Annotated in this window: 22 protein-coding genes and 1 tRNA gene; 9 read left to right on the forward strand and 14 right to left on the reverse strand. The window is 69.8% G+C overall.

Annotated elements, in window-relative coordinates; genetic code table 11:
• Positions 1 to 7: 7 nt before the first annotated feature.
• Positions 8 to 1,249, reverse strand: a complete 1,242-nt coding sequence (locus LPC04_RS02380; protein ID WP_275680577.1) for an MFS transporter — start codon at positions 1,247 to 1,249, stop codon at positions 8 to 10.
• Positions 1,246 to 1,893, reverse strand: coding sequence for a PadR family transcriptional regulator (locus tag LPC04_RS02385; protein WP_275680578.1), 648 nt, complete (start codon positions 1,891 to 1,893; stop codon positions 1,246 to 1,248). The genes LPC04_RS02380 and LPC04_RS02385 overlap by 4 nt, the downstream gene beginning before the upstream one ends.
• 104 nt (positions 1,894 to 1,997) lie before the next feature.
• Here LPC04_RS02385 and LPC04_RS02390 point away from each other — a divergent pair, with 104 nt between their 5' ends.
• On the forward strand, positions 1,998 to 2,855 hold the full coding sequence (locus tag LPC04_RS02390; RefSeq protein WP_275680579.1) for an aldo/keto reductase: 858 nt from the start codon (positions 1,998 to 2,000) through the stop codon (positions 2,853 to 2,855).
• A 52-nt stretch (positions 2,856 to 2,907) separates the two neighbouring features.
• On the opposite strand, the gene LPC04_RS02395 is transcribed toward LPC04_RS02390, so the two are convergent.
• Positions 2,908 to 3,708 carry an ABC transporter substrate-binding protein gene (locus LPC04_RS02395; protein ID WP_275680580.1) on the reverse strand — a complete coding sequence of 267 codons (801 nt, stop codon included), beginning with the start codon at positions 3,706 to 3,708 and terminating at the stop codon, positions 2,908 to 2,910.
• 114 nt (positions 3,709 to 3,822) lie between these two features.
• Here LPC04_RS02395 and LPC04_RS02400 point away from each other — a divergent pair, with 114 nt between their 5' ends.
• Positions 3,823 to 5,115, forward strand: a complete 1,293-nt coding sequence (locus LPC04_RS02400; protein WP_275680581.1) for an MFS transporter — start codon at positions 3,823 to 3,825, stop codon at positions 5,113 to 5,115.
• Positions 5,116 to 5,120: 5 nt separating this feature from the next.
• A complete protein-coding gene (locus LPC04_RS02405; protein ID WP_275680582.1) occupies positions 5,121 to 5,543 on the forward strand; it encodes a hypothetical protein in 423 nt (140 codons plus the stop codon).
• Positions 5,544 to 5,565: 22 nt separating this feature from the next.
• Here the strand turns inward: LPC04_RS02405 and fahA are convergent, their stop codons facing one another.
• Both fahA and hmgA read right to left on the reverse strand, forming a co-directional pair.
• Entirely contained in the window at positions 5,566 to 6,885 is a 1,320-nt protein-coding gene (gene fahA / locus LPC04_RS02410; RefSeq protein ID WP_275680583.1) for a fumarylacetoacetase, read from the reverse strand.
• Between the two features lies 1 nt (position 6,886).
• Positions 6,887 to 8,200: a homogentisate 1,2-dioxygenase gene (gene hmgA / locus LPC04_RS02415; protein WP_275680584.1), complete on the reverse strand. Its 1,314-nt coding sequence runs from the start codon at positions 8,198 to 8,200 to the stop codon at positions 6,887 to 6,889.
• Positions 8,201 to 8,283: 83 nt separating this feature from the next.
• Between hmgA and LPC04_RS02420 the strand changes: the two genes are divergently transcribed.
• Positions 8,284 to 9,111: an IclR family transcriptional regulator gene (locus LPC04_RS02420; RefSeq protein ID WP_275680585.1), complete on the forward strand. Its 828-nt coding sequence runs from the start codon at positions 8,284 to 8,286 to the stop codon at positions 9,109 to 9,111.
• On the opposite strand, the gene LPC04_RS02425 is transcribed toward LPC04_RS02420, so the two are convergent.
• On the reverse strand, positions 9,108 to 9,866 hold the full coding sequence (locus LPC04_RS02425) for a SapC family protein (RefSeq protein WP_275680586.1): 759 nt from the start codon (positions 9,864 to 9,866) through the stop codon (positions 9,108 to 9,110). The two genes, LPC04_RS02420 and LPC04_RS02425, sit on opposite strands and share 4 nt — an antisense overlap.
• On the reverse strand, positions 9,863 to 11,167 hold the full coding sequence (locus tag LPC04_RS02430; RefSeq protein ID WP_275680587.1) for a hemolysin family protein: 1,305 nt from the start codon (positions 11,165 to 11,167) through the stop codon (positions 9,863 to 9,865). The genes LPC04_RS02425 and LPC04_RS02430 overlap by 4 nt, the downstream gene beginning before the upstream one ends.
• An 89-nt stretch (positions 11,168 to 11,256) precedes the next feature.
• Here LPC04_RS02430 and LPC04_RS02435 point away from each other — a divergent pair, with 89 nt between their 5' ends.
• From LPC04_RS02435 to LPC04_RS02445, 3 genes are all read left to right on the forward strand, one after another.
• On the forward strand, positions 11,257 to 12,075 hold the full coding sequence (locus LPC04_RS02435; RefSeq protein ID WP_275680588.1) for a symmetrical bis(5'-nucleosyl)-tetraphosphatase: 819 nt from the start codon (positions 11,257 to 11,259) through the stop codon (positions 12,073 to 12,075).
• A 35-nt stretch (positions 12,076 to 12,110) separates the two neighbouring features.
• Positions 12,111 to 12,198 (forward strand) — tRNA-Ser (locus LPC04_RS02440).
• Between the two features lie 98 nt (positions 12,199 to 12,296).
• Complete coding sequence (locus LPC04_RS02445) at positions 12,297 to 12,959, forward strand: hypothetical protein (protein WP_275680589.1); 663 nt, start codon at positions 12,297 to 12,299, stop codon at positions 12,957 to 12,959.
• 27 nt (positions 12,960 to 12,986) lie between these two features.
• On the opposite strand, the gene LPC04_RS02450 is transcribed toward LPC04_RS02445, so the two are convergent.
• Positions 12,987 to 14,045 (reverse strand): class I SAM-dependent methyltransferase, encoded by a 1,059-nt coding sequence (locus LPC04_RS02450; RefSeq protein ID WP_275680590.1) that lies wholly within the window; start codon positions 14,043 to 14,045, stop codon positions 12,987 to 12,989.
• A gap of 136 nt (positions 14,046 to 14,181) precedes the next feature.
• On the opposite strand from LPC04_RS02450, the gene LPC04_RS02455 reads away from it, so the two are divergent.
• The gene (locus LPC04_RS02455) at positions 14,182 to 15,387 is read left to right on the forward strand and encodes an alpha/beta fold hydrolase (protein WP_275680591.1); all 1,206 of its coding nucleotides are present in this window, start codon (positions 14,182 to 14,184) and stop codon (positions 15,385 to 15,387) included.
• 37 nt (positions 15,388 to 15,424) lie between these two features.
• Here the strand turns inward: LPC04_RS02455 and LPC04_RS02460 are convergent, their stop codons facing one another.
• Genes LPC04_RS02460 through LPC04_RS02475 form a run of 4 tightly spaced genes read right to left on the reverse strand, consistent with a single transcriptional unit; the run spans position 15,425 to position 17,640 of the window.
• Positions 15,425 to 16,240, reverse strand: coding sequence for a c-type cytochrome (locus LPC04_RS02460; protein WP_275680592.1), 816 nt, complete (start codon positions 16,238 to 16,240; stop codon positions 15,425 to 15,427).
• Between the two features lie 56 nt (positions 16,241 to 16,296).
• Positions 16,297 to 16,830 carry an MAPEG family protein gene (locus LPC04_RS02465; RefSeq protein ID WP_275680593.1) on the reverse strand — a complete coding sequence of 178 codons (534 nt, stop codon included), beginning with the start codon at positions 16,828 to 16,830 and terminating at the stop codon, positions 16,297 to 16,299.
• A gap of 1 nt (position 16,831) precedes the next feature.
• On the reverse strand, positions 16,832 to 17,335 hold the full coding sequence (locus LPC04_RS02470) for an SRPBCC family protein (protein WP_275680594.1): 504 nt from the start codon (positions 17,333 to 17,335) through the stop codon (positions 16,832 to 16,834).
• Entirely contained in the window at positions 17,332 to 17,640 is a 309-nt protein-coding gene (locus tag LPC04_RS02475) for an ArsR/SmtB family transcription factor (RefSeq protein ID WP_275680595.1), read from the reverse strand. Before LPC04_RS02475 ends, LPC04_RS02470 begins: the two co-directional genes overlap by 4 nt.
• Positions 17,641 to 17,774: 134 nt before the next feature.
• Between LPC04_RS02475 and LPC04_RS02480 the strand changes: the two genes are divergently transcribed.
• Positions 17,775 to 18,023: a hypothetical protein gene (locus LPC04_RS02480; protein WP_275680596.1), complete on the forward strand. Its 249-nt coding sequence runs from the start codon at positions 17,775 to 17,777 to the stop codon at positions 18,021 to 18,023.
• An 89-nt stretch (positions 18,024 to 18,112) separates the two neighbouring features.
• Here the strand turns inward: LPC04_RS02480 and LPC04_RS02485 are convergent, their stop codons facing one another.
• The gene (locus LPC04_RS02485; RefSeq protein ID WP_275680597.1) at positions 18,113 to 18,694 is read right to left on the reverse strand and encodes an FxDxF family PEP-CTERM protein; all 582 of its coding nucleotides are present in this window, start codon (positions 18,692 to 18,694) and stop codon (positions 18,113 to 18,115) included.
• 73 nt (positions 18,695 to 18,767) lie between these two features.
• The gene (locus LPC04_RS02490; RefSeq protein WP_275680598.1) at positions 18,768 to 20,669 is read right to left on the reverse strand and encodes a S53 family peptidase; all 1,902 of its coding nucleotides are present in this window, start codon (positions 20,667 to 20,669) and stop codon (positions 18,768 to 18,770) included.
• Between the last annotated feature and the right edge of the window lie 308 nt (positions 20,670 to 20,977).

Here is a 20,977-nt window from a genome sequence, read left to right on the forward strand (position 1 = left end):
TTGACGCTCACGCGGCCGCCGACCGCGCGGCGCGCGTGCGCAAGGTCAGTGCCGTCGTGCACATCAGCGCCGCGGCCACCAGCATCGAGCCATGCACGCCGATGGCGCTGCCGATCACGCCGACGATCACGCCGCTGAAGGTGCGCATGCCGAGCGAGGCCATGTTGAACAGGCCGATCACGCGGCCGCGGATCGCGGCCGGGGCGTTCAACTGCACCAGCGTCTGCACCATGCTGCTGAACGACAGCTCGAGAAAGCCGGCCGCGAACAGCAAGGCCAGCGCGAGCCCGTAGGCGTGGGCCTGCGAGAAGGCGCCGAGCGCCAGGGCCCAGCCCGCCGCGATCGCCATCGCGGTGCGCGGCGCGGGCTTGAGCCGGCCGACGCTTTCCAGCAGCACGCCCGCCAGCAGCGCGCCGGCCGCGTCGGCGCCGAGCAGCGCGCTGTACGACACGCCCGGGTCGCCGTGCCCGAGGTCGTGCGCGAACGCGGGCATCTGCGCCTGGTAGCTGTTGCCGATGAAGAACGACGCGGCGCCGGCCAGCGCCAGCATGCCGGTGAGCAGCGGGTCGGGAGCGATGTCGCGCAAGGTCTGCGTGATGTCGGCGAAGCCGCGCACGGCGCGCGGGCTGGGCTTGTGGTCGCTGCGGAAGCGCGGCCCGTACGGCGCGTTCACCAGCCACAGCAGCAGCGGCAGGTAGAACGCCGCGTTGACAAAGATGCCGCGCGTCGGCCCCAGCACGAGCATCAGCAGGCCGCCGACCGCCGGGCCGACCAGCACGCCGAGACTGCGCGCGGTGGCGTTGAGGCGGACGGCGCTCTGCAGCGTGTCCTTGGGCACGATGTCGTGCAGCAGCATCTGGCTCGACGTCTGCCACAGCACGCCCGCGCAGCCGTGCAGCACCAGCAGCAGCATCGCATGCCACATCTGCAGCGTGTCGGTGAGGAAGAACAGGCCCCAGCCGAGCGACGCCGTGATGAACAGCGCCATGCCGACCTGGATCAGCCGGCGCGGGTCGAAGCGGTCGGCGAGCGCGCCCGCGGGCACCGCGAACAGCAGGAACGGCAGCCAGTGCGAGACCACCGCGAAGCCGCCGAGCGCCGGCGAGTGGAACTTCTGCCAGCACATCCAGTAGCTGATGACGTGCTCGATGTTGTCGGCCATCATCGCCAGCAGGTACGTCGTGAAGTGGGCGCGGTAGCCGCGGATGCGCAGCGCCGCGAAGGCCGGCGTCGCCGGCGGAGCCGTCATGCCTCGCCCCGCACCTGCGCGGCGGCGCGGCGCACGATCGCGACGACGCGCGCGACCGCCTCCGGCGAGGCGCCGTGCTGCGCGCGCAGCGCGTCGCGCAGCTCGTGCATCGCGGCGTGCAGCTCGGAGCGGCCTTCGCCGACGTCGCGCGCGAAGCGAGCTTCCTCGCGCACGTGTCCCATGCGCTCGGCGAAGCGGGCGAGCTGCGTCCACAGCGCCTCGACGGACGCGCGCTGCTCGTCCAGCCAGGCCAGGCCCGCCACGCTGATCGTGTACAGCTTCTTCGCGCCTGCCGCCTCGACGCTCGCGTAGCCCGCGTCCTCGAGGTAGCTCAGCGCCGGATAGACCATGCCCGGGCTCGGCACGTACCAGCCGCCCGAGCGCTGCTCGATCTCCTTGATGAGCTCGTAGCCGTGGCGCGCGCGCTCGGCCAGCAGCGCGAGGATCAGCAGCTGCAGCTCGCCGGAGCCGAACTTGCGGCCGCGTTCGAAGCCGTCGAAGTCGCGGCCGTGGTCGGAGCGGTCGCCATGGTGGCGGCCGAAGCCGTCGTGCCCGCCGCGACGCATGCAGTGGCGGTCGCCGTGGCGGCCGCGGTGATGAGGATGGCCACCATGGCCGGAGAAGAAGGCGTGGAACGGGTTCATGATCATGTCTTTCGATAGTGTCGTAAGACATATCTTAAGATCTATTCGAATTCCCCGTCAACAGGCGGCGCAGAATCGGCGCCTTGCCTTTTGGAGGACGATCCATGCGCCACCTTCCGCTGCCGCGCGGCGCGACGCCGCTGTCCCTGCCCGTGCTCGGCCTGGGCACCTGGCGCTTCGGCGAATCGCGTGCCGCGCGCCGTGCGGAGATCGCCTCCGTCCGCACCGCGCTCGAGCTGGGCTATCGGCTCATCGACACCGCCGAGATGTACGGCGAGGGCGGCGCCGAGGAGGTCGTGGGCACCGCGCTGAACGACGCCATCCGCGCGGGCGACGTGCGCCGCGACGAGGTGGTCGTGGTGAGCAAGGTCTATCCGCACAACGCGAGCCGCGCCGGCACCCGGGCCGCCTGCGACCGCAGCCGGCAGCGCCTGGACCTCGACCACATCGACGTCTACCTGCTGCACTGGCGCGGCCAATATCCGCTGGCCGAGACCGTCGATGCGATGCAGGCGCTGGCCGCGGCGGGCCACGTCCGGCGCTGGGGCGTCAGCAACTTCGACGTCGACGACATGGAGGAACTGGCCGCGATCAGCAAGGACTGCGCCTTGAACCAGGTCTGGTACTCGCTGGGCGAACGCGATCCGGAGTTCGCCCTGCTGCCGTGGCTGCGAGCGTGCGGCATGCCGTTGATGGCCTACAGCCCGATCGACCAGGGCCGCGCGGCGGAGGACCCGGTGCTTGGAGACATTGCCGCATCGCGCGGCCTGACAGCGGTGCAGGTGGCGCTGGCGGCCATCCTTGCGCATCCCGGCGTGATCGCGATCCCGAAGGCGACGGGCGCGGCGCACCTGCGCGAGAACCTCGCGGCCGTCGACATCGTGCTGAGCGATGCCGAGTTGCAGGCGATCGATCGGCGGTTCCCGCGGCCGTTGCGCAAGGCGCCGCTGGCGATGAATTGAAGCGTGCGAGCGACGCAGCCTGCGCGAGCCTCGCGCGCCGGGCTCGCGGGTGTCAGCCGCCCCGCCGCGCCGCCCACCCGGCGCACAGGCGGTGCAGCTGCTCGAGGCCGTCCGTCAACGCGGCCGGCCCGGGCTGCAGGATGTCGCAGGACTTGATCTCGTGCAGCTCGCCGCCGGCCACGGCCGGCACGTCCTGCCAGCCCGCGCGCGCCGCCACGTTGGCGCCGCGAAACTTCTTGCCGCACCAGCTGCCGACGATCAGGTCGGGCGCGCGGCGCGGCGGCTCGGCGAGGTCGTGCACGACGCGATCCTTGCCGCCGGCCATCAGGCCGAGTTCGGCGAAGACGTCGACACCGCCCGCAATCACGATCAGCTCCGACACCCAGCGGATCGCGCTGATCATCGGATCGTCCCACTCCTCGAAGTAGACGCGCGGACGGCGCGGCCACGCGGCCGACGCCGCCGCGATCTCGGCGTGGCGCGCCTGGCAGGCGGCGATCCACGCCTCCGCGCAATCGCTCGCCTGCACCAGGCCGGCGACCAGCCGCAGCGTGGCGAAGATCTCGGCGACGCTGCGCTGGTTGGTGATGAACACGTTCAGGCCGGCGCGGATCAGCTTGTCGGCGAGCGCGGCCTGCATGTCGGAGAAGCCGATCACCAGGTCGGGCTCGAGCGCGACGATCTTGTCGATCTTGCCGTCGAGGAAGGCCGACACGCGCGGCTTCTCCTCGCGCGCACGGCGCGGCCGCACGGTGTAGCCGGAGATGCCGACGATGCGGTGTTCCTCGCCGAGCAGGTAGAGCCACTCGGTGGTTTCCTCGGTGAGGCAGACGATGCGTTGCGGGCCGGTCATGCGGGCATTGTCGCCGCGCTGCCTGCGACCCGCGCGCCGCGGGCGCTCGCTAACCCTCGGGAGTCGCGCCAGACCGAACGGGGACAATCGGACCACCGTTTCCCTGGATCCGAAATGTCCTCTGATTCCGCGGCGCCCTCGGCAGCCGCCCACAAGGCCACCCACCCGTTCCTGTTCCTCGTGCTGTTCATCCCGTTCGGCGCGGTGCCGGGATTCCTCACGGTGGCGCTCGCCTACGAGCTCAAGAAGAAGGGCATCGACACCGGCGACATCGCGATCCTGGTCGGCCTGAGCTACATCTGCCTGCTCTTCAGGTGGGTCTGGGCACCGCTGGTCGACACGCTGCTCACGCGCAAGATCTGGTACGTCGGCTCGACGCTCCTGTGCGGCCTCGGGCTGTGGCTGGCCGGACGCGCGGCCACGGGGCAGCATCCGTCGCTGGTGCTCATCAACGCAGCGCTGGCGATGAGCACGTTCATGTCGACGCTGCTCGCGATGGCTGTCGAGAGCCTGATGGCCGCCACGATCCCCGACGACAAGCGCGGCAGCGCCGGCGGCTGGTCGCAGGCCGGCAACCTCGGCGGGCAGGGGCTGGGCGGCGGCCTGGCGCTGTGGCTGGTCGAGAGCTGCGGCCTGAACGAATCGCAGTCCGGCGCGGTGCTGGGACTGGTGTGCGCGCTGTGCTGCCTCGCGCTGCGCTGGGTCGACGACACCAGGCCGCTGCTGAAGGTCGAAGGCCACGTCGAGGCCGCCGGCCACCTGGGCGTCGCCGCCAACCTGAAGGCGATCGGCAGCGACTTGTGGGAGCTGCTGCGTTCGCGCATCGGCATCCTCGCGCTGATGATCTGCCTGCTGCCGATCGGCAGCGGCGCCGCGCAGAACCTGTGGTCGCCGATCGCCGGCGAATGGCACGCGTCGGCCGACGTCGTCGCCTTCGTCACCGGCGCGATGAGCGGCGTGATCTCCGCATTCGGCTGCCTGGCCGGCGGCTGGATCTGCGATCGCATCGACCGCAAGGTCGCCTACAGCCTGTTCGGCTTCGGGCTCGCGGTCGTCGCCGTGGGGATGGCGCTGTGCCCGCGCACGTCCAGCCAGTACGTCTTCTGGACGTCGGCCTACGCCTTCGTCGTCGGCCTGTGCTACGCCGCGTACTGCGCGGTGGTGCTGGAGGCCATCGGCCAGACCGCCGCCGCCACCAAGTTCAGCTTCATGTCGGCCGTGTCCAACACGCCCATCATGGTGATGACCTTCGTCGACGGCGCGGCCAATACGCGGTGGGGTACCAACGGCATGCTGTGGACGGACGCATGGTGCGGCGTCATCGGCATCGTGGTGTTCGCTCTGGTGGCGGGCGCGACGCGGCGCCGCGCCACGGCGGCCCCGTCCGGCCTGTCGCCGGTGCACTGACGGCGATGGACACGAAGCGACGCGGCGCGCTCGCCGTCACCTTGCTGTGGCTGCTGGGCGTCGCCCTGGCCGCGCGCGGTGGAAGTTCGCACGGACTGGTCGCTCCCCATGTCGATCGCGCGGCCTTGCCCTACGAATGGCGCGGCGTCGCGTTCGAGTCGGTCGTGATCGGCGCCGAGGCGTTCGCGCTGTTCTGGCTGCTGCTCCGGATGACGCGATGGAGCCCGCTCGTGCGCACCTTCGCCGCCGGCGCGCTGTTCGTGGCGCTGGCGACCTTCTGCATCCTGACGACCGTCACCGACATGCCCGGCTGGTACTACGTCAACACCTTGTGGACGATGCTGGTGCTGCTGATCCTGGCGGTGCGGCTGGTGCTCGAGCTGATCGCGCTGGCGATCGGGCGCGGGCGCGCGCGCCGTCGCGCGTGACGCCCGCGCGCGCGGACGCCCGCTAGGCGCGCGCCATCGCCGGCAGGAGCGTCCCAGCGCAGTCGCCGAAGCCGATGCGCCGCGCGGCCGCCGACTCGCAGAAGCCGCGCAGGATCACGCAGTCGCCATCCTGCAGGAACGTGCGCGTCTCGCCGTTCTCCAGCGCGAACGGCGCCTTGCCGCCCTGGCTCAGCTCCAGCAGCGAGCCGCCCTGGTTCGCGGCCGGGCCGCTTTGCGTGCCGCTGCCCATCAGGTCGCCCGGCTGCAGGTTGCAGCCGTTGCTCGCGTGGTGGGCCAGCAGCTGCGCGGGCGTCCAGTAGGCGTCGGCGAACGAGCTCGCCGACACGCGCACCGCCGACTGCCCCTGTGCGCGCATCTGGTGGGTCTGGATCCAGACCTCGAGGCCGATGGCAATCGCGCCACGCTCGCGGTTGGTGGCCGAGTCGAGATAGGGCAGCGGCTGCGGATCGGCGGCGTCGCGCACGAACGGCGCGCGGAACGGCGCGAGCGCCTCCATCGTGACGATCCAGGGCGAGATCGTCGTCGAGAAGTTCTTGGCGAGGAACGGGCCCAGAGGCTGGTATTCCCAGGCCTGCACGTCCCGCGCCGACCAGTCGTTGAGCAGCGTCGCGCCGAACAGCGAGGCCTCGGCCTGCGCCATGTCCAGCGGCATGCCGGGCGCGTTGGGCGGCCCGACGAAGAAGCCGAGTTCGAGCTCGTAGTCGAGACGCCTGGACGGTGCGAACACCGGCGCGTCGCCCTCGCCCTTGACCTGGCCCCACGGGCGCGGGAAGGCCTGGCCGCTGACGCCGATCGACGAGCTGCGGCCGTGGTAGCCGATCGGCACCCACTTGTAGTTCGGCAGCAGCGGGTTGTCGGGCCGAAACAGCTTGCCCACCGTCGTCGCGTGGTGGATGCCGGTGTAGAAGTCGGTGTAGTCGCCGATGCGGCACGGCAGCGCCATCTCGGCCTCGTCCTGCGGCACGAGCAGCGATTCGGCTCTTGCGCGCCACAGCGAGGCGGTGCCCGACGGCTGCGCCGACAGCCCTTCGAACAGCGCGTGGCGCAGCGCGATGCGCGCGGCGCGGCCCTGCGCCATGAAGCCGTTCAGCTCGCCCTGCGCCATCGAGCCGAGCAGCACGGCGACCTGCGGGTCGAGCTGGCCCAGCGCGTGCAGGTCCAGCACCTGGTCGCCGATCGCGACGCCCACGCGCACCGCGTCGTGCGAACCCGCGCGGCGGAAGCGGCCGAACGGCAGGTTCTGGATCGGGAAGTCGGTGTCCGCTGCATTGGCGCAAGAGACCCAGCTCTGCGCGTCCGGCGCGTGTGTGTGATCCAGCATGTCAGACCTTGAAGTTGTCCTGCAGCGGTGCCCAGCAATCGGCGTACGACTTGTCGAGATGGCCGCCGTTCAGCGCGAACGCCGTGGGGCGCAGGCGCCAGCGGCTCTCGACCATGAAGGCCAGCGTGTTGTCCAGCTTGCGCGGCGCGAGCTCGGCGGCGCTGGCCTTGTTGAACGCGTCGGCGTCGGGGCCGTGCGGCACCATGCTGTTGTGCAGCGACAGCCCGCCGGGCCGGAAGCCCTCTTCCTTCGCGTCGTACTGGCCGTGGACGAGGCCCATGCATTCGCTCATCACGTTGCGGTGGTACCAGGGCGGCCGGAAGGTGTCCTCGGCCACCATCCAGCGCGGCGGGAAGATCACGAAGTCGCAGTTGGCCCAGCCGGGCGTGTCGGACGGCGACGTGAGCACCGTGAAGATCGACGGATCAGGATGGTCGAAGCTGACCGTGCCGATCGTGTTGAAGCGGCGCGTGTCGTAGACATACGGGGTGAGGTTTCCGTGCCAGGCGACGACGTTGAACGGCGAGGCCTGCGCCGGCGCGCGCCACAGCGTGCCGCCGAACTTGCGCACCAGCTCCCACGGCTGCGCGGGGCCGTCGTCGTAGGCGGCGTGCGGGGCGAGGAAGTCGCGCGTGTTGGCCAGGCCGTTCGAGCCGATCGGCCCCAGCTCGGGCAGGCGGAACGCGGCGCCGTAGTTCTCGCAGACGTAGCCGCGCACCGATTCGCCCGGCACGGCCGGGTCGACCTTGAACAGCATGCCGCGCGGCAGCAGCACGATCTCTCCCGGCGCCGCGTGCAGCACGCCCAGCTCGGTGGTGACGCGCAACGCGCCTTCCTGCGGGATCAGCAGCAGCTCGCCGTCGACGTCGACGAACGCGCGGTTGCCCATGGGCCTGCTCGCGCCGTACAGGTGCACCGCGACGCCGGTCTGCGCATCGGGATCGCCGTTGACGACCATCGTGCGCAGGCCGTCGACGAAGTCCAGCGACTCGTTGGCCAGCGGGATCGGATGCCAGCGCAGCGGATCGGGCGGGATGTCGACGCCGTCCTTCGAGCCCGTCTTCAGCAGCGCGTGCGCCATCGGCGCGTACGGGCCGCTGCGCACCGACGGCTGGCGGCGGTAGAGCCAGGTGCGCTGGTTGGCGTGGCGCGGCGCGGTGAACGCCGTGCCCGACAGCAGCTCTGCATAGAGGCCGAACGGCGCGCGCTGCGGGCTGTTGCGGCCCTGCGGCAGCGCGCCGGGCACGGCCTCGCTGCTGAAGTGGTTGCCGAAGCCGCCGTGCAGGCCTTCGGCTGGCGTGGACGAGCCCGTCATCGATTTCACCCTTGTTGAATCAGTTCACCAATGTTGAACCGAGGCGCTATCATAGACCGCACCGCCCAGCCCTGTCCATCCACGTGACTCCTCCGCCCAAGACCCCGCCGGCGCGCGACTCCGACCCGCGCGGCATCCAGAGCATCGAGGTCGGCGGCCGCCTGCTGCTCGCGCTGGCGCACCACGGCCAACCGCTGGCGCTGAAGGATCTCGCGGCCGCGGCCGACATGAGCGCCGGCAAGGCGCATCCGTATCTGGTGAGCTTCATCAAGCTGGGCCTGGTCGAGCGCGAGACCGAAGGCGGCCGCTACGGCCTCGGCCCGCTGGCGCTGCAGATGGGCCTGATCGGCCTGCAGCAGTACGACCCGGTGCGGCTGGCCACCGAGCGCATCGACGAGCTGGCGCGCGAGACGGGCCACACCGTGGCGATCGCCGTCTGGGGCCATCGCGGCCCGACGCTGGTGCGCATCGCGGAGGCGCCGTCGCCGGTGCACGTGTCGATGCGGCATGGCACCGTGATGAGCATCCCCGACACGGCCTCGGGCCGCCTGTTCGCGGCGTTCGGGCCGCACGACGCGGTGCAGGAAGCGCTCGACAACGAGGCACGTCTCGCGCCCCTGCGCGCGTCACGCGCGCGCGCCGGCGGCCGCTTCGGCCTGGGCACGGCCTTCGACCGCGAGATCGCCAAGGTGCGCACCGACGGCGTCGCCTGCATCGACGGCGTCGCGTTGCCGGGCGTCAGCGCGGTGTCGGTACCGGTGTTCGACGCGCGCGGCCAGCTGGTGCTGAGCCTGACGGCGATCGGGCCCAGCGCGACCTTCGATTCGGCCGTCGACGGCGCCGTCGCCGCGCGGCTGAAGCCGGCGGCGCTGCAATTGTCGACGCGACTGGGCTGGAAGCCGGCCGCTTAGGCCTTGGCGGCGGCCGCGGCCTGGTTGAGGCGGCGGTCCAGCAGGCGGCGCATGTTGTTGAGCGACAGCAGGTGGATGTTGAGCAGGCCCAGCATGCCGTTGCGGTAGATCTGCGCGATCTGCGTGTCTGACAGCTTGCCGACCGCCTCTTCGTCCAGCGTCATGAAGCCGTCGACCGACAGCTGCTCGCCGTTGGCCAGCGTGGCGTCGAAGCGCATCGGCTTGAGCAGCTTCATCTCCAGCAGCGCGGCGCAGAACTGGCGGGTGCGTTCGAGGTCGGTCTCGAGCTCCTGCACGAACTTGTGCACGTTGTTGAGCAGCTCGCTCGCCTCGCCCTTGTCGTTGAACAGCGAGATGCCCTCGGTGCGCGACATGCCTTCCCAGGTGTTGTCGAACACCATGGCCCAGCGGTCGGAGCCTTCGATGCGGGCCATCGTGAACGGGTAGGCGCGCAGCATCGCGGGGATGTAGCTCGCGTCCCACTTCCCGTCCGCCGTGACGAACAGGTTCTCGCCCGGCTTCATGCCGAAGACGGCCACCGGCGTGACGGTGTCGCGGCCGAGCGCGTCCTGCGCGGCGCGCACGAACAGGATCGGGAAGTTCATCGCGGCGTCGGCGAACTCGCTCACCGAGATCACGAACGAGGTGAACGGCGCCAGGCGCGGGATCGCGTTCAGTTCATTCTTCAGGCGCAGGTCGCGGTGAAGGACGGTGTCGAGCGCAATGGGCTCTTTGTGCAGGTTCGTGACGATCATGGTTGTTCTCCAGGGGAAGTATTCCGGCTCACGAGTACCTTGTCGACTCGCTTGCCGTCGAGGTCGACGACCTCGAATCGCCAGTCGCCCCATTCGACCGTGTCGGTCGTGCGGGGCAGGCGTCCCAGCAACAGCATGATCATGCCTGCCAGGGTGTTGTAGCGCCCGCGGTCTTCCTCGGGCAGATCCTTGATTTCGAGGCGGTCCTTGATCTCGGGCACCGGGATCAGGCCGTCCATCAGCCAGCTGCCGTCCTCGCGGCGCACGGCCCACGCATCATCGCCCGATTCGGGGCCGAATTCACCGGTGATGGCCTCCAGCACGTCGCGCAGCGTGATCACGCCCTGCACCGCACCGTACTCGTCGACCACGAACACGAGCTGCGCCACGTGCGAGCGGAAGTGATCGAGCAGTTCCATGCCGGACAGCGTCTCGGGCACGAAGACGGGCGGCTCCAGCTCCTCGGTGAGCACCGGCATGCGCCCCTCGGCCAGCGGCTTGAGCAGGCCCTGGGCGGTGATGACGCCGATGACGTCGTCGAGCCCGCCGCGGCAGACCGGATAGCGCGCGTGCGACTCGTCCTCGGCGACGGCCTTGAGCACGTCGGCGATCGGCGCGTTGGCGTCGAGCCAGCTGATTTCCGCGCGCGGGATCATCATCGAGCCGATCTGGCGGTCGTCGAGGCGGAAGACGTTGCGCACCATCTGGTGCTCCTGGGCCTCGATCACGCCAGCGTCCAGCCCCTCCTCGAGGCTGGCGGCGATCTCCTCCTCCGTCACCTCGCGCTTGGCGTTGCCGCGCACGCCCAGCAGGCCCAGGATGGCCTCGGTCGTCTTCGACAGCACCACCACCAGCGGCCGCGTGGCCACCGACAGCATGCGCATGGTCGGCGCCAGCACGCTCGCCACGGTCTCGGGAAACATCTGGCCGATGCGCTTGGGCACCAGCTCGCCGAAGATGATGGTCACCACCGTGATGATCAGCACCACCAGCGCGGTGGCGGTGACGTGGGCCGGGCGCACGCTCAGGTTGAACGTGGCGTGCAGCCATTCGCCCAGCGGCTCCGAGAACGCGGCGTCGCCGACGATGCCGTTGAGCACGCTGATCGACGTGATGCCCACCTGCACCGTCGACAGGAACTTGGTCGGATGGTCGTGCAGCTCGATCGCGGCCTCGGCGCCGCGCTCGCCGGCCTCGAGCATCACCTGCAGGCGCGCCTTGCGGCTCGCCGTCAACGCCATTTCCGACATCGCGAACGCGGCGTTCAGCACGATCAGGAAAAAGAGAAGGGCGACGTCCATCGAGGGCAGGTAGCGTGGGGTTTCGTCCCGCGAAGGGAAATGCTTGGCCGCGGCAGGGCCAAAGCCCGTGAGCGTAGCAGAATCGGGACATGGATTATCTGATCGGCGACCTCCAGGGCTGCTGCGACCCGCTGGAGCAACTCCTCGCCGCCATCGACTTCTCGCCCTCGCGCGACCGCATCCACGTGCTGGGCGACCTCGTCAACCGCGGGCCGCAGTCACTGGCCGTGCTGCAACGCCTGGCGGCCCTCGGCGACGCCGCCCAGTGCCTGCTCGGCAACCACGACCTGCACCTGCTGGCCGTCGCGCACGGCGTGCGCAAGCCGGGCAAGGGCGACACGCTCGACCCCATCCTGGCGCACGAGGATCGCGACGCCCTGCTCGACTGGCTGCGCCATCGCCGCATGGCCGCCGAGGCAAGCGGCTGGCTGCTGGTGCACGCCGGCGTCATCCCGCAGTGGTCGGCGGCCGACACGCTCGCCTGCGCCGGAGAGATCGAGGCGCTGCTGCGCTCGCCCGACATCGTCGAGTTCCTGCCCACCATGTATGGCAACGAGCCGCGCCGCTGGGATCCGGCACTGCAGGGCCCGGATCGCTGGCGCTTCATCGTCAACGTGCTCACGCGCATGCGCCTGTGCAGCGCCGACGGCGAACTCGAGCTGAAGAAGGACACGCCCGGCGAGGCGCCGCCCGGGATGCAGCGCTGGTTCTCGCACCCGAACCGCCTCACCCGCGACGTCCCGATCGCCTTCGGCCACTGGTCGCAGCTGGGCCTGGTCGACACCCCGACCCTGCTGTGCATCGACACCGGCTGCATCTGGGGCGGCCAGCTCACCGCCGTGCGCGTGGACGGCGGCCGCCGCAACGTGATCCAGGTGCCCTGCCCGCAGGCCCGCAAGCCCGGCTGACCACGTCCCCTCGGTACAATCGCGGCCTCGATCCTGGAAGCGTGGCAGAGTGGTCGATTGCAACGGTCTTGAAAACCGTCGGCCTGAAAGGGCCCGTGAGTTCGAATCTCACCGCTTCCGCCAATCGTCAGGATTGACCCGATCCGCCCAACGACGATACAAAGGCCGGCCCGCCCGCCGATGCACCCGCATCCAGCGCACCCCCTACTCGAGAGGCCCTCATGCAGATCCAACGCCGCAATTTCCTCGGAACCATGGGCGTCAGCGCACTGGCTGCCTCGCTCGACGCTTCAGCGACGCCGGCGCCGGCCACGAGCCCGGCCGCGGACGAGAAGTGGGACACCTCGTGGACCGAGCGCGTCAACCGCAAGCACCGCGCCACGTTCGACTCGCCGCAGTTCAGCGGCGGCGCCGCGCTGGTCAGGGCGATCAACTGGAAGACCGAATACAAGGAGGTCTACGGCACGCCGCCCGAGGACATGAGCGCGGTGCTCGTGGTGCGCGGCGAGGGCGTCTGGCTGGCGATGAACGACGAGTTCTGGCAGGCCTACAAGGTCGGCGAGGAGAACAACTTCAAGAACAAGGCGACGGGAAAATTCCGCACGGCCAACCCGATCGCGAGCGCGCCGGCCGATGCGTCGCCATCGGCGGCGGAAAGCACGCTGCCGAAGTTCATGGCGGCGGGCAACATCGTGCTCGCGTGCCATCGCGCGTTCGGCTCGGTGGTCGACCTCGTGAAGAAGACCGACAAGCTCGCGACCGACGACGAGGCCGAGAAGAAGGCCAGGACCTTCCTGCTGCCGGGCGTGATCCTGCAGCCGTCCGGCGTGTTCGCCACGCTGCGCGCGCAGGAGGCCGGCTGCCACTACATCCTCGCGAGCTGAGGCAAGTGGCCGCCCGGCCTGCGCAGGCTAGGGCCGGGCCTCGAGCACCATGTTGAACGGCCCTTCCGTTGCGCGGCGCACGTGGCGGAAGCCGCCCGACCTGAGGACGGCGGTCAACGTCGCCTCGCCGGCCTGCGCACCGAGCGCCTCGCCCACTTCCTGTGCCAGCGATGTCGGCACGCAGATCATGGTCGACGCGTTGTAGTAGAGGCGGCTGACGGGGTTGCCGATCTGCGGCGTGTCGCCCGCGATCGGCTCGACGAGCATCCAGCAGCCGTCGTCCTTGAGCAGCGTGCGCATGTGCTTCGCGCAGCCGCGCGGGTCGCCCATGTCGTGCAGGCAGTCGAACATGGTGACGAGGTCGAAGTCGCGGTCGCCGATCGCCTTCGCCGGCGCGACCTCGAAGCGCACGCGATCCTGCACGCCGTGCGCGAGCGCGTGCGCGTTGGCCTGTTCGATCGAGGGCGCGTGGAAGTCGTAGCCGATGAACCGGCTGTTGGGGAAGGCCTGCGCCATCAGCAAGGTCGAGAAGCCGACGCCGCAACCGATGTCCGCGACCTTGGCGCCCGCATCGAGCCGGGCGACCAGGCCCTCGATGGCCGGCAGCCACGCCTGCACGATGCTGTTGACGTAGCCGGGCCGGAAGAAGGCGCCCACCGCGCAGAACAGGCAGCCCGCGCTCTCGCCCCAGACGACCCCGGCACCGGTCCGGAAGCCGTGCTCCACCTTCGGCTCGCCTTCGATCATCGCCGCCACGAGGTCGAAGGCGCCGCGCAGGTAGACCGGGCTGTCCTCGGCCGCGAACACCATCGCCTGCTCGGCGCTCAGGCCGAACTGCCCGCTGGCCTCGTCGAACGTGATGTAGCCGTTGGCCGCCTGCGCGAGCGCCCATTCGCGGACGTAGCGTTCCGCGAGGCCCAGCCTCTTGGCGAGCTGCGCGGCGGTCGCACTTCCGTCCATATGCAAGGAATGGAAAAGCCCGAGCCGATAGCCGATTCGTACCGTGGGCACGCTGAACGCGCCGCCGAGGTCGCCCAGCATCTTGCCGACGAGCGCGTTGAGCGCTTCAGGATCGAGTGCCTTCATGATTCGCCTCCATGTTGAACATCGTGAGGCGAAGATAGGCCGCGCGCGTCGCGGGCGCTTGATCCTCCAACCGTGATTCTTGATCCAAACGCCGGATTGCTGCTAGTCTCGTGCGCGAGGTCGGCCGGGAGAGAACATGCCGGAGGTCGTCACGGATGCTGCCGTCAAGCGGGCGCTGGAACTGATCCACCGCCAGTACGCGGACGAGCTCACCATCGAGCAACTTGCCCGCTGCGCGGGTCTTTCGCGCACGGTGCTCGCCCAGCGCTTCGACTCGGCGCTCGGCCAGTCGCCCATGCGCTATTGCGTGGACTGGCGGCTCCGGATGGCGGCGCAGATGCTCGAGCAAGGCCGGCATACGGCCTCCGAGGTGGCCTATGCCGTCGGTTTCGGCAGCGAGGCCGCGTTCAATCGAGCCTTCCGCCGTCGCTACGGCGAGCCGCCGGCGCGGTGGGGCCGGCAGCGGGCCGCCGACACGCTTCGAGAGTTGCCCAGGCAGCAAGTCCAGCATTGCGGGGCGAAGGACGGGACGCAGCTGGCGTGGTCGCGCGTCGGGCACGGGTTTCCGCTCGTCAAGACGGCGAACTGGCTGAACCATCTGGAGTTCGATTGGCAGAGCCCGGTCTGGCGGCACTGGCTGCTCGAGCTGACGCGGCACAACACCCTCATCCGCTACGACGAGCGCGGCAACGGCCTGTCCGACTGGGACGTCCACGATCTCTCGTTCGAGGCGATGGTCGACGATTTCGAGGCCGTCGTGGACGCCTCCGGCGTGCAGCAGTTCGACCTGCTGGGGCTCTCGCAAGGCGCCTCCGTCGCGATCGCCTATTCGCTGCGCCACCCCGGCCGCGTCAGGCGGATGGTGCTGCTCGGAGGCTATTCGCAGGGATGGGCCGTGCGCTGTCGCGGAGAGGAACTCGCCCGGCGCGAGGCGATGGTCACGCTGACCCGCACGGGATGGGGCAGCGACATGTCCGCCTTCCGGCAGATCTTCGCCAACCTCTACATCCCGGGCGGCTCGTCGGAGCAGATCGCGTGGTGGACGGAGTTGCAGCGGATCTCGACGTCCCCGGCGAACGCCGAGCGACTGCAGCGTGCGCTGTCCATGATCGACGTGGAGGACATGCTCGCGCGGGTGACCGTGCCGACGCTCGTCGCGCATGCCACCCGGGACCACGTCGTTCCGTTCCCCTGCGGCGAACGGCTCGCAGCACGCATTCCGGGCAGCCGCTTCGTCAGCCTGGACAGCGAGAATCACGTGCTGCTGAAAAGCGAGCCGGCGTGGTCGGAGTTCCTCTCCGTCATGCGCGAATTTCTCGGGGCGGCGGCGCCGTCCCACTGAGCGTGATGCACGACGCTGGCAACCGCGGCATCCGACTTCAGTATCGCGAATCCGACGGCTTGTCGCCCTTCGGCCAATCCTTGCCCTTGTCCGCGAAGTCCGGCCGCGGCTGGCGCGTGAAGTAGGCGGCGACGTCCAGCGCCTCCTCGTCGCTCAAGATTCCGCCCTGCCCCAACGGCATGTTCCAGCGCACGAAGGCCGAGGCGTTGCCCAGTCGGGCCATGCCGGCGCCGATGTTGAAGGACTTCGGACCCCACAGCGCCGGAAACGCGTAGCCGCCGTCCGCCGCGGGCAGGCCCTGGCCGTCGGGGCCGTGGCACGCCACGCACTTGTCGGCGAAGACCTGCTTGCCGTGCGCCTCGTCCGGCACGTGCGCGGAGACGATGCGGCGGAAGCCGCGGCCCTCGACGTCGACGCCCGTGGGCACGCCCTTCGACAGCCACGCCATGTAGGCCACGATGCCCTCCATCTCGGGACTGTTGTTCGGCAGCGGCTTGCCGTTCATCGAGCGGATGAAGCAGTCGTTGACGCGATCCTGCAGGCTGTTGACGCTGCCGCTGCGGCTGCGGTATTCCGGGAACACGCCGTAGATGCCGACCCAGGGTGCCGCGTTGGGCGTGCGGCCCGCGTTCAGGTGGCACGAGGTGCAGTTCAGGCCGTTGCCGACCCAGGCCTTGGCGTAGACCTGCGTCTGCGTGAGCACGTGCTGGCCGAGGCGGATCGAGTCGCCGAGCGCGCTCGCCGGGATCGCCGCGGCGTCGGGCGGATCGAACGGCGCGCGCTTCGCAGCCTCGCCGGCCGCGGCGGCGGCACAGGTCAACGATGTCAGGGTCAGGAGGATGAAGCGTCGCATGCGGCGCATTCTGTCGGCGTCGGGCCGCGACGGCCATTCCTAGAATCCAGTGCGCCTCAGCCGGCGTGCGCTCCGAGCCAGTGCGCCACGAGCCAGGCGTCGGCCGCGATGGTCGGCAGCGCGGTGAGCGCCATGCCGAACGCCCGCGCGATCGGATAGACCAGGTAGCCGATCCAGAACGCGACGCGCCCGACGACGAACAGGGCCGCCATCGCCGGGACGAACGCGAGTGCCGCGTGCGGCGCGCTCACGGCCAGCCCGAGCCAGGCGATCGCGGCCAGCAGCGTCTGTTCGACCGTATTGCGGTTGTAGCGCAGCGCGATCTCGAGGGCGTGGCTCTTCGGCGTGGGCGTGCCGTCGATGGCGTCGGGATGCAAGCCGCGGCCCGCCGCGACCTGCACGCCCGCGAGCAGCGTGCAGCCGGGCGCGAGCAGCCAGCGCACGGCGAAGGCCAGGCGGGTCGCGAGATCGTCGGCCGGCGGCACCGTCGCCGCGAACAGCGAGCTGGCATGCCACCCGATCGCGACGACGACCATCGCCGCGGCTGCCGACTGCGCCACCACGAGGAGCTGCTTGCGGCGGAACTCCACGTCAGGCCGATCGCGCCGCTTGCGCCAGCTGTCCGACAAGACGGTCGATCTGCTGCGTCCAGCCGGCTTCGGCGTTGCGCGTCCACATCGCGTCGTGCATGCGCTCGCTGCGGAACGTCATCTCGGTGGCGCTGTCGGAGACCGCACGCAGGTCCATCGAGGCCAGCACCTCGTAGGGCGCGACGCCGGGCACGAAGTCGACGTGGCCGCGCCAGGCCAGGCGCCGTGGCGGGTCGACCTCGGTGTAGCTGCCGCGGGCGTGGGATTCCAGCGGGATGCCGTGGCCCTCGAGGTAAGCGACCACCTCGGGCGCGGTGGCCCGCATGACGATGTCGAAGCCGCCGCCCGCGCGCACGTCGAGCGCGTGCACGCGCGAGGCGAACCCGACCGGGCCCCACCACTGCGCCAGGCCGGCCTCGCTGGTCCAGAAGCGCCAGACCTTGTCCGGCGAGGCGTCGAACACGCGCGTGATCAGGATGCCGGCAGCGGCGTCGGATGTCGTCATGGTTCGTTCTCCAGGGCCTTGGCCAGGCGGTCGAAGGCGTTGTTCCACTTGAGGTGTTGGGCTGCCATCCAGGCGGCGGCTTCCTCGAGCCCGCGCGGGTTGCGCGAGAGCAGGTGCTCGCGTCCCGCCCGGCGCCGCACGATCAGGTCGGCACGTTCCAGCACCTGGATGTGCTTGGAGACGGCGTTGAGGGACATGGCAAACGGCGCGGCGACGTCGGTGACACGCGCCTCCCCGGCCACCAGCCGATCGAGGATCGCGCGGCGCGTCGGATCGGCGAGGGCCAGCAGGATGTCGTCGAGCATTTCAATATTCAACCATTTGGATGAATATAGGGCGGCCTCGCCTCGCCGTCAAGCGCCCTGGCCGCTGAACTCCGCCGCCGCGCAAGGGTCGAACGCGCATCGTCGACACTGCACGTCCACGCCCGGAGATCCGCTTGAAACGTCACGCCTGCCTGTTCGCCCTCGCGCTGGCCGCCACATCCGTCAACGCCCTGGCGATGCCGCCGGACGGCCATGCCGCTGCGGCGAGCGCCGCCAGCGCCGCCTCGGCGGCGGCGTCGAGTGCCTGCCCCGGGCGGCCCGCGCCGTCGTTGGCCACCCATCGCGTCACGAGCAAGGCGCGCCACACCATCGACGATGCCGACCCCTGTGCCGACCCGCACAGTCCACCCGCGCAGCACTGAGGCCGCACGCCCATGAAAAAAGGCCGCGACGTGTCGCGGCCTTGCTGTCTTGCGCCCGATGCGCCTCGGCGCATCGTCGCCCGGGCGCGTCAGCCCTGGTTCTGGCGGCGGCGAGCCAGCATGCCCATGGCGCCGAGGCCGGCCATCATCAGGGCCCAGCCGGTAGGTTCCGGCACGGGGGCCGTGTCCAGTTCACCGGAGTACCCGCCGCCGTTCGCGCCCAGAGTGCCCGTGATCTCCAGGTCGTAGGTACCGCTGCCCAGCATCCAGTCGCCGCTGAGGAAGCCCGCATCGACTTCGGAATCGAGCGGATTGAAATGGGTCGCACCGGTCAGGTCGGTCAGCACGAAGCCCGAGAACGACTTGATGCCGGGAACGAAGGCGCGTCCCACCTTGACGGTGTTGCTCGAGACGTAGAAAGACACGGACTGCGCGTCGTTGATCTCCAGCAGGTAGTCGTCGTAGAACGTGTCGCCGGACGTGCGCGTCGACACGAGGCCGCCGATGTCCTTGCCGAGGCTGTCGATCAGGTAGGTCTCGGTGGAGATACCCGCCGTGCCCTCGGTGGTGGGCGAGAGCAGGAAGAGCGTGTCTTCCTCGGCCGCTTGGGCTCCCGTGACTGCGAAGGCGGCGAAGGCCGTGGCGAGGGCCAGCTTCTTGAAGGAGGTCATGTGAATTCGATCCGTTAAAAAATGAAGTGCTGGAAGGGCGGCGCGCCGGGTCGACGCGCCGCCGGCGATCCGGTTACTTGGTGAGGGCCGCGTCGAGCGCCGTGAAGTCCACCGAGCCCAGGCCCGAGGCCGGGTTGTAGTTCGGGGCCGCCTTGTAGTAGTCGTTGTCGCCCACAGTGATCGGCAGGAACGGCGAGCCCGCCGTGTAGCCCTGCGCCTTGAAGGCGGCATACATCTTCGGCATCGGGCGGCCCATGCGGCCCTTCGGGTTGCCGGCGGTCGGAGCGATGTCCTGGCTGATCAGCGTCAGCAGGCCATTGAGCTGCGGCGCGACGAAGCTCGTGCCGCCCCATCCGCCCTGGGCCGCGCCCTTGTACAGCAGGACGTAGCCGCTGGCCGGGTCGGCATTGAGCGCGACGTCGGGCAGGTTGCGGCCGGCGTAGTTCGGCGCCAGGTCCCACAGGTCCTGGTAGCCGGCGCCGGTGACCGCGCCATCGCACAGCAGGGACTGGGCCGTCGCGGAATTCTGCACGCCCGTCAGGCTGGCCTGGTAGCTCGGGCGCGCGAAGCGCACGCTCACGCCGCCGCCGCCGCCTTCGGGCAGGTAGGTCGAATAGTAGAGGCCGAGGCCGTACCACTGCGTGATGTAGTCCTTCAGGTAGTCGCCGCCCCAGGGGCGCTCGTACGGCTGCGCCACGGTGCCGTGCTTGTGCGCGGACACGTTGGGCAGCGAGGTGCCGCCCGCGGCCAGCACGTACGGGTCGGCGGCCGGGTAGTCGACCGTCAGCAGCGTCGAGCAGTCGGGGTACGGCACGTTGCGGTTGATGTCGTAGGCGCCCGAATCGCCGGAGGCGGCGATGACCGGGATGCCCTGCACTGCCGCCTGCTTGAACGTGTTGTGCATCAGCACCAGCGTCGGGTCGCCGTCGTAGAAGATTTCCGGGCTGCCCCAGCTGGCCGACAGCACGTCGACCTGGTCCTCGTCGATCGCCGTGGCGAAGGTCTCGAGGAAGCCGTTGCCGGCGTTCGGGCCGATGTAGACGCGCATCTTGGCGCCGGGGGCGAGGCCGCCCGACTGCTCGACGTCGAGCGTGGTCTCGTCGTCGCCGTCCGTTCCGGGTGCGCCGTCGGCCGGATCGACGACGATGTCGGTGATGCGGGCCGGATCGACGCTCAGGCCGAGAGCCGCCCAGTAGGCGTAGGCATCAGACTGGGAATAGGTCGCGAGAGTGGCGATGCCGATCGTCTTGCCCGCGCCGGTCAGGCCCTTGGCGTACAGCGGGTTGACGTTGTACTTCGCCGCGAGATCCTTCACGGTCCAGGCGCCGACGGGGTTGCCCGCGCCGGCGGGAACCGCGGTGACGGCGGGCGTCATCGTGTCGCCGGCCAGCGGGCCGGTCATGGGCGCGGTGTGCGCATAGGACATCGGGCGGGCGCGGTTGCCCATGCCGCCGATGCCGGCGGTCACGCCGGCGATCTGCGCGGGCATCACGGCCGCGGTGGCGGGAGCCTGGAAGGCGGCGCCGGCCTGCGTGTAGTTGTGGATCTGCGTGCCGAACGTCGCCGCGATCTGGGCATTGGTGCCCTTGAACGTGATCAGCAGGTTGTTCGCGTGGACGTTCGTCACCGTGAAGCCCTGCGATTGCAGGTAGGCAACCACTTGAGCCACGACAGCGGGCGTCTGGCCGAATTGCGCGGCAAAGCCGGCAGAGGTGATGAACTGGCGGAAATTCGGGCTCTTGGGATCGGCCACGCTTTCGACCAGCGCGTCGAGGGCGTCGGAATTGCGGGGCGTCAGGCCGAGGGACAGGGTGCGCACCTGCGTCGGCGAAGCCAGGCCCATGTCGACCGGTGCGACCTTCGGAATCACGACGGCCATGGCCTGCGGCGCGGCCACCCCGAGTGCCAGCGCAGCGGCCAGGGAAAGGGCCGAGAACGCCTGCGGAACGCGTCCGCCAAGTTGCATATTTCGCATGTAAATCAACTCTTCTCTAGAAAAGACGTCAGGTCGGATCGGGCTGGAAGCGTGATGCGTTTCCGCCACGGTCGGGTTGCGTGCAGCCATCGGATGAGCTGCGACGAGGCCACTCTACCGTCGCCAACTGGAAACAAAAAGAAACAGGAGGGCCCTGAGTTAGGGGTGCAAGAAACTCTGATAGGGCATATTCCATTGACATATCAGGAAGAATGCCAGGCAGATCCGGCAGAAACTGGCGAACGTCAGCGCCGTCGATTCATTCCGGTTTGGAACTAATTCACGAATAAGCGGGCTTCCGGGCCGAC

The sequence above is a fragment of the Scleromatobacter humisilvae genome (assembly GCF_023231945.1).
Lineage (GTDB): Bacteria > Pseudomonadota > Gammaproteobacteria > Burkholderiales > Burkholderiaceae_C > Scleromatobacter > Scleromatobacter humisilvae.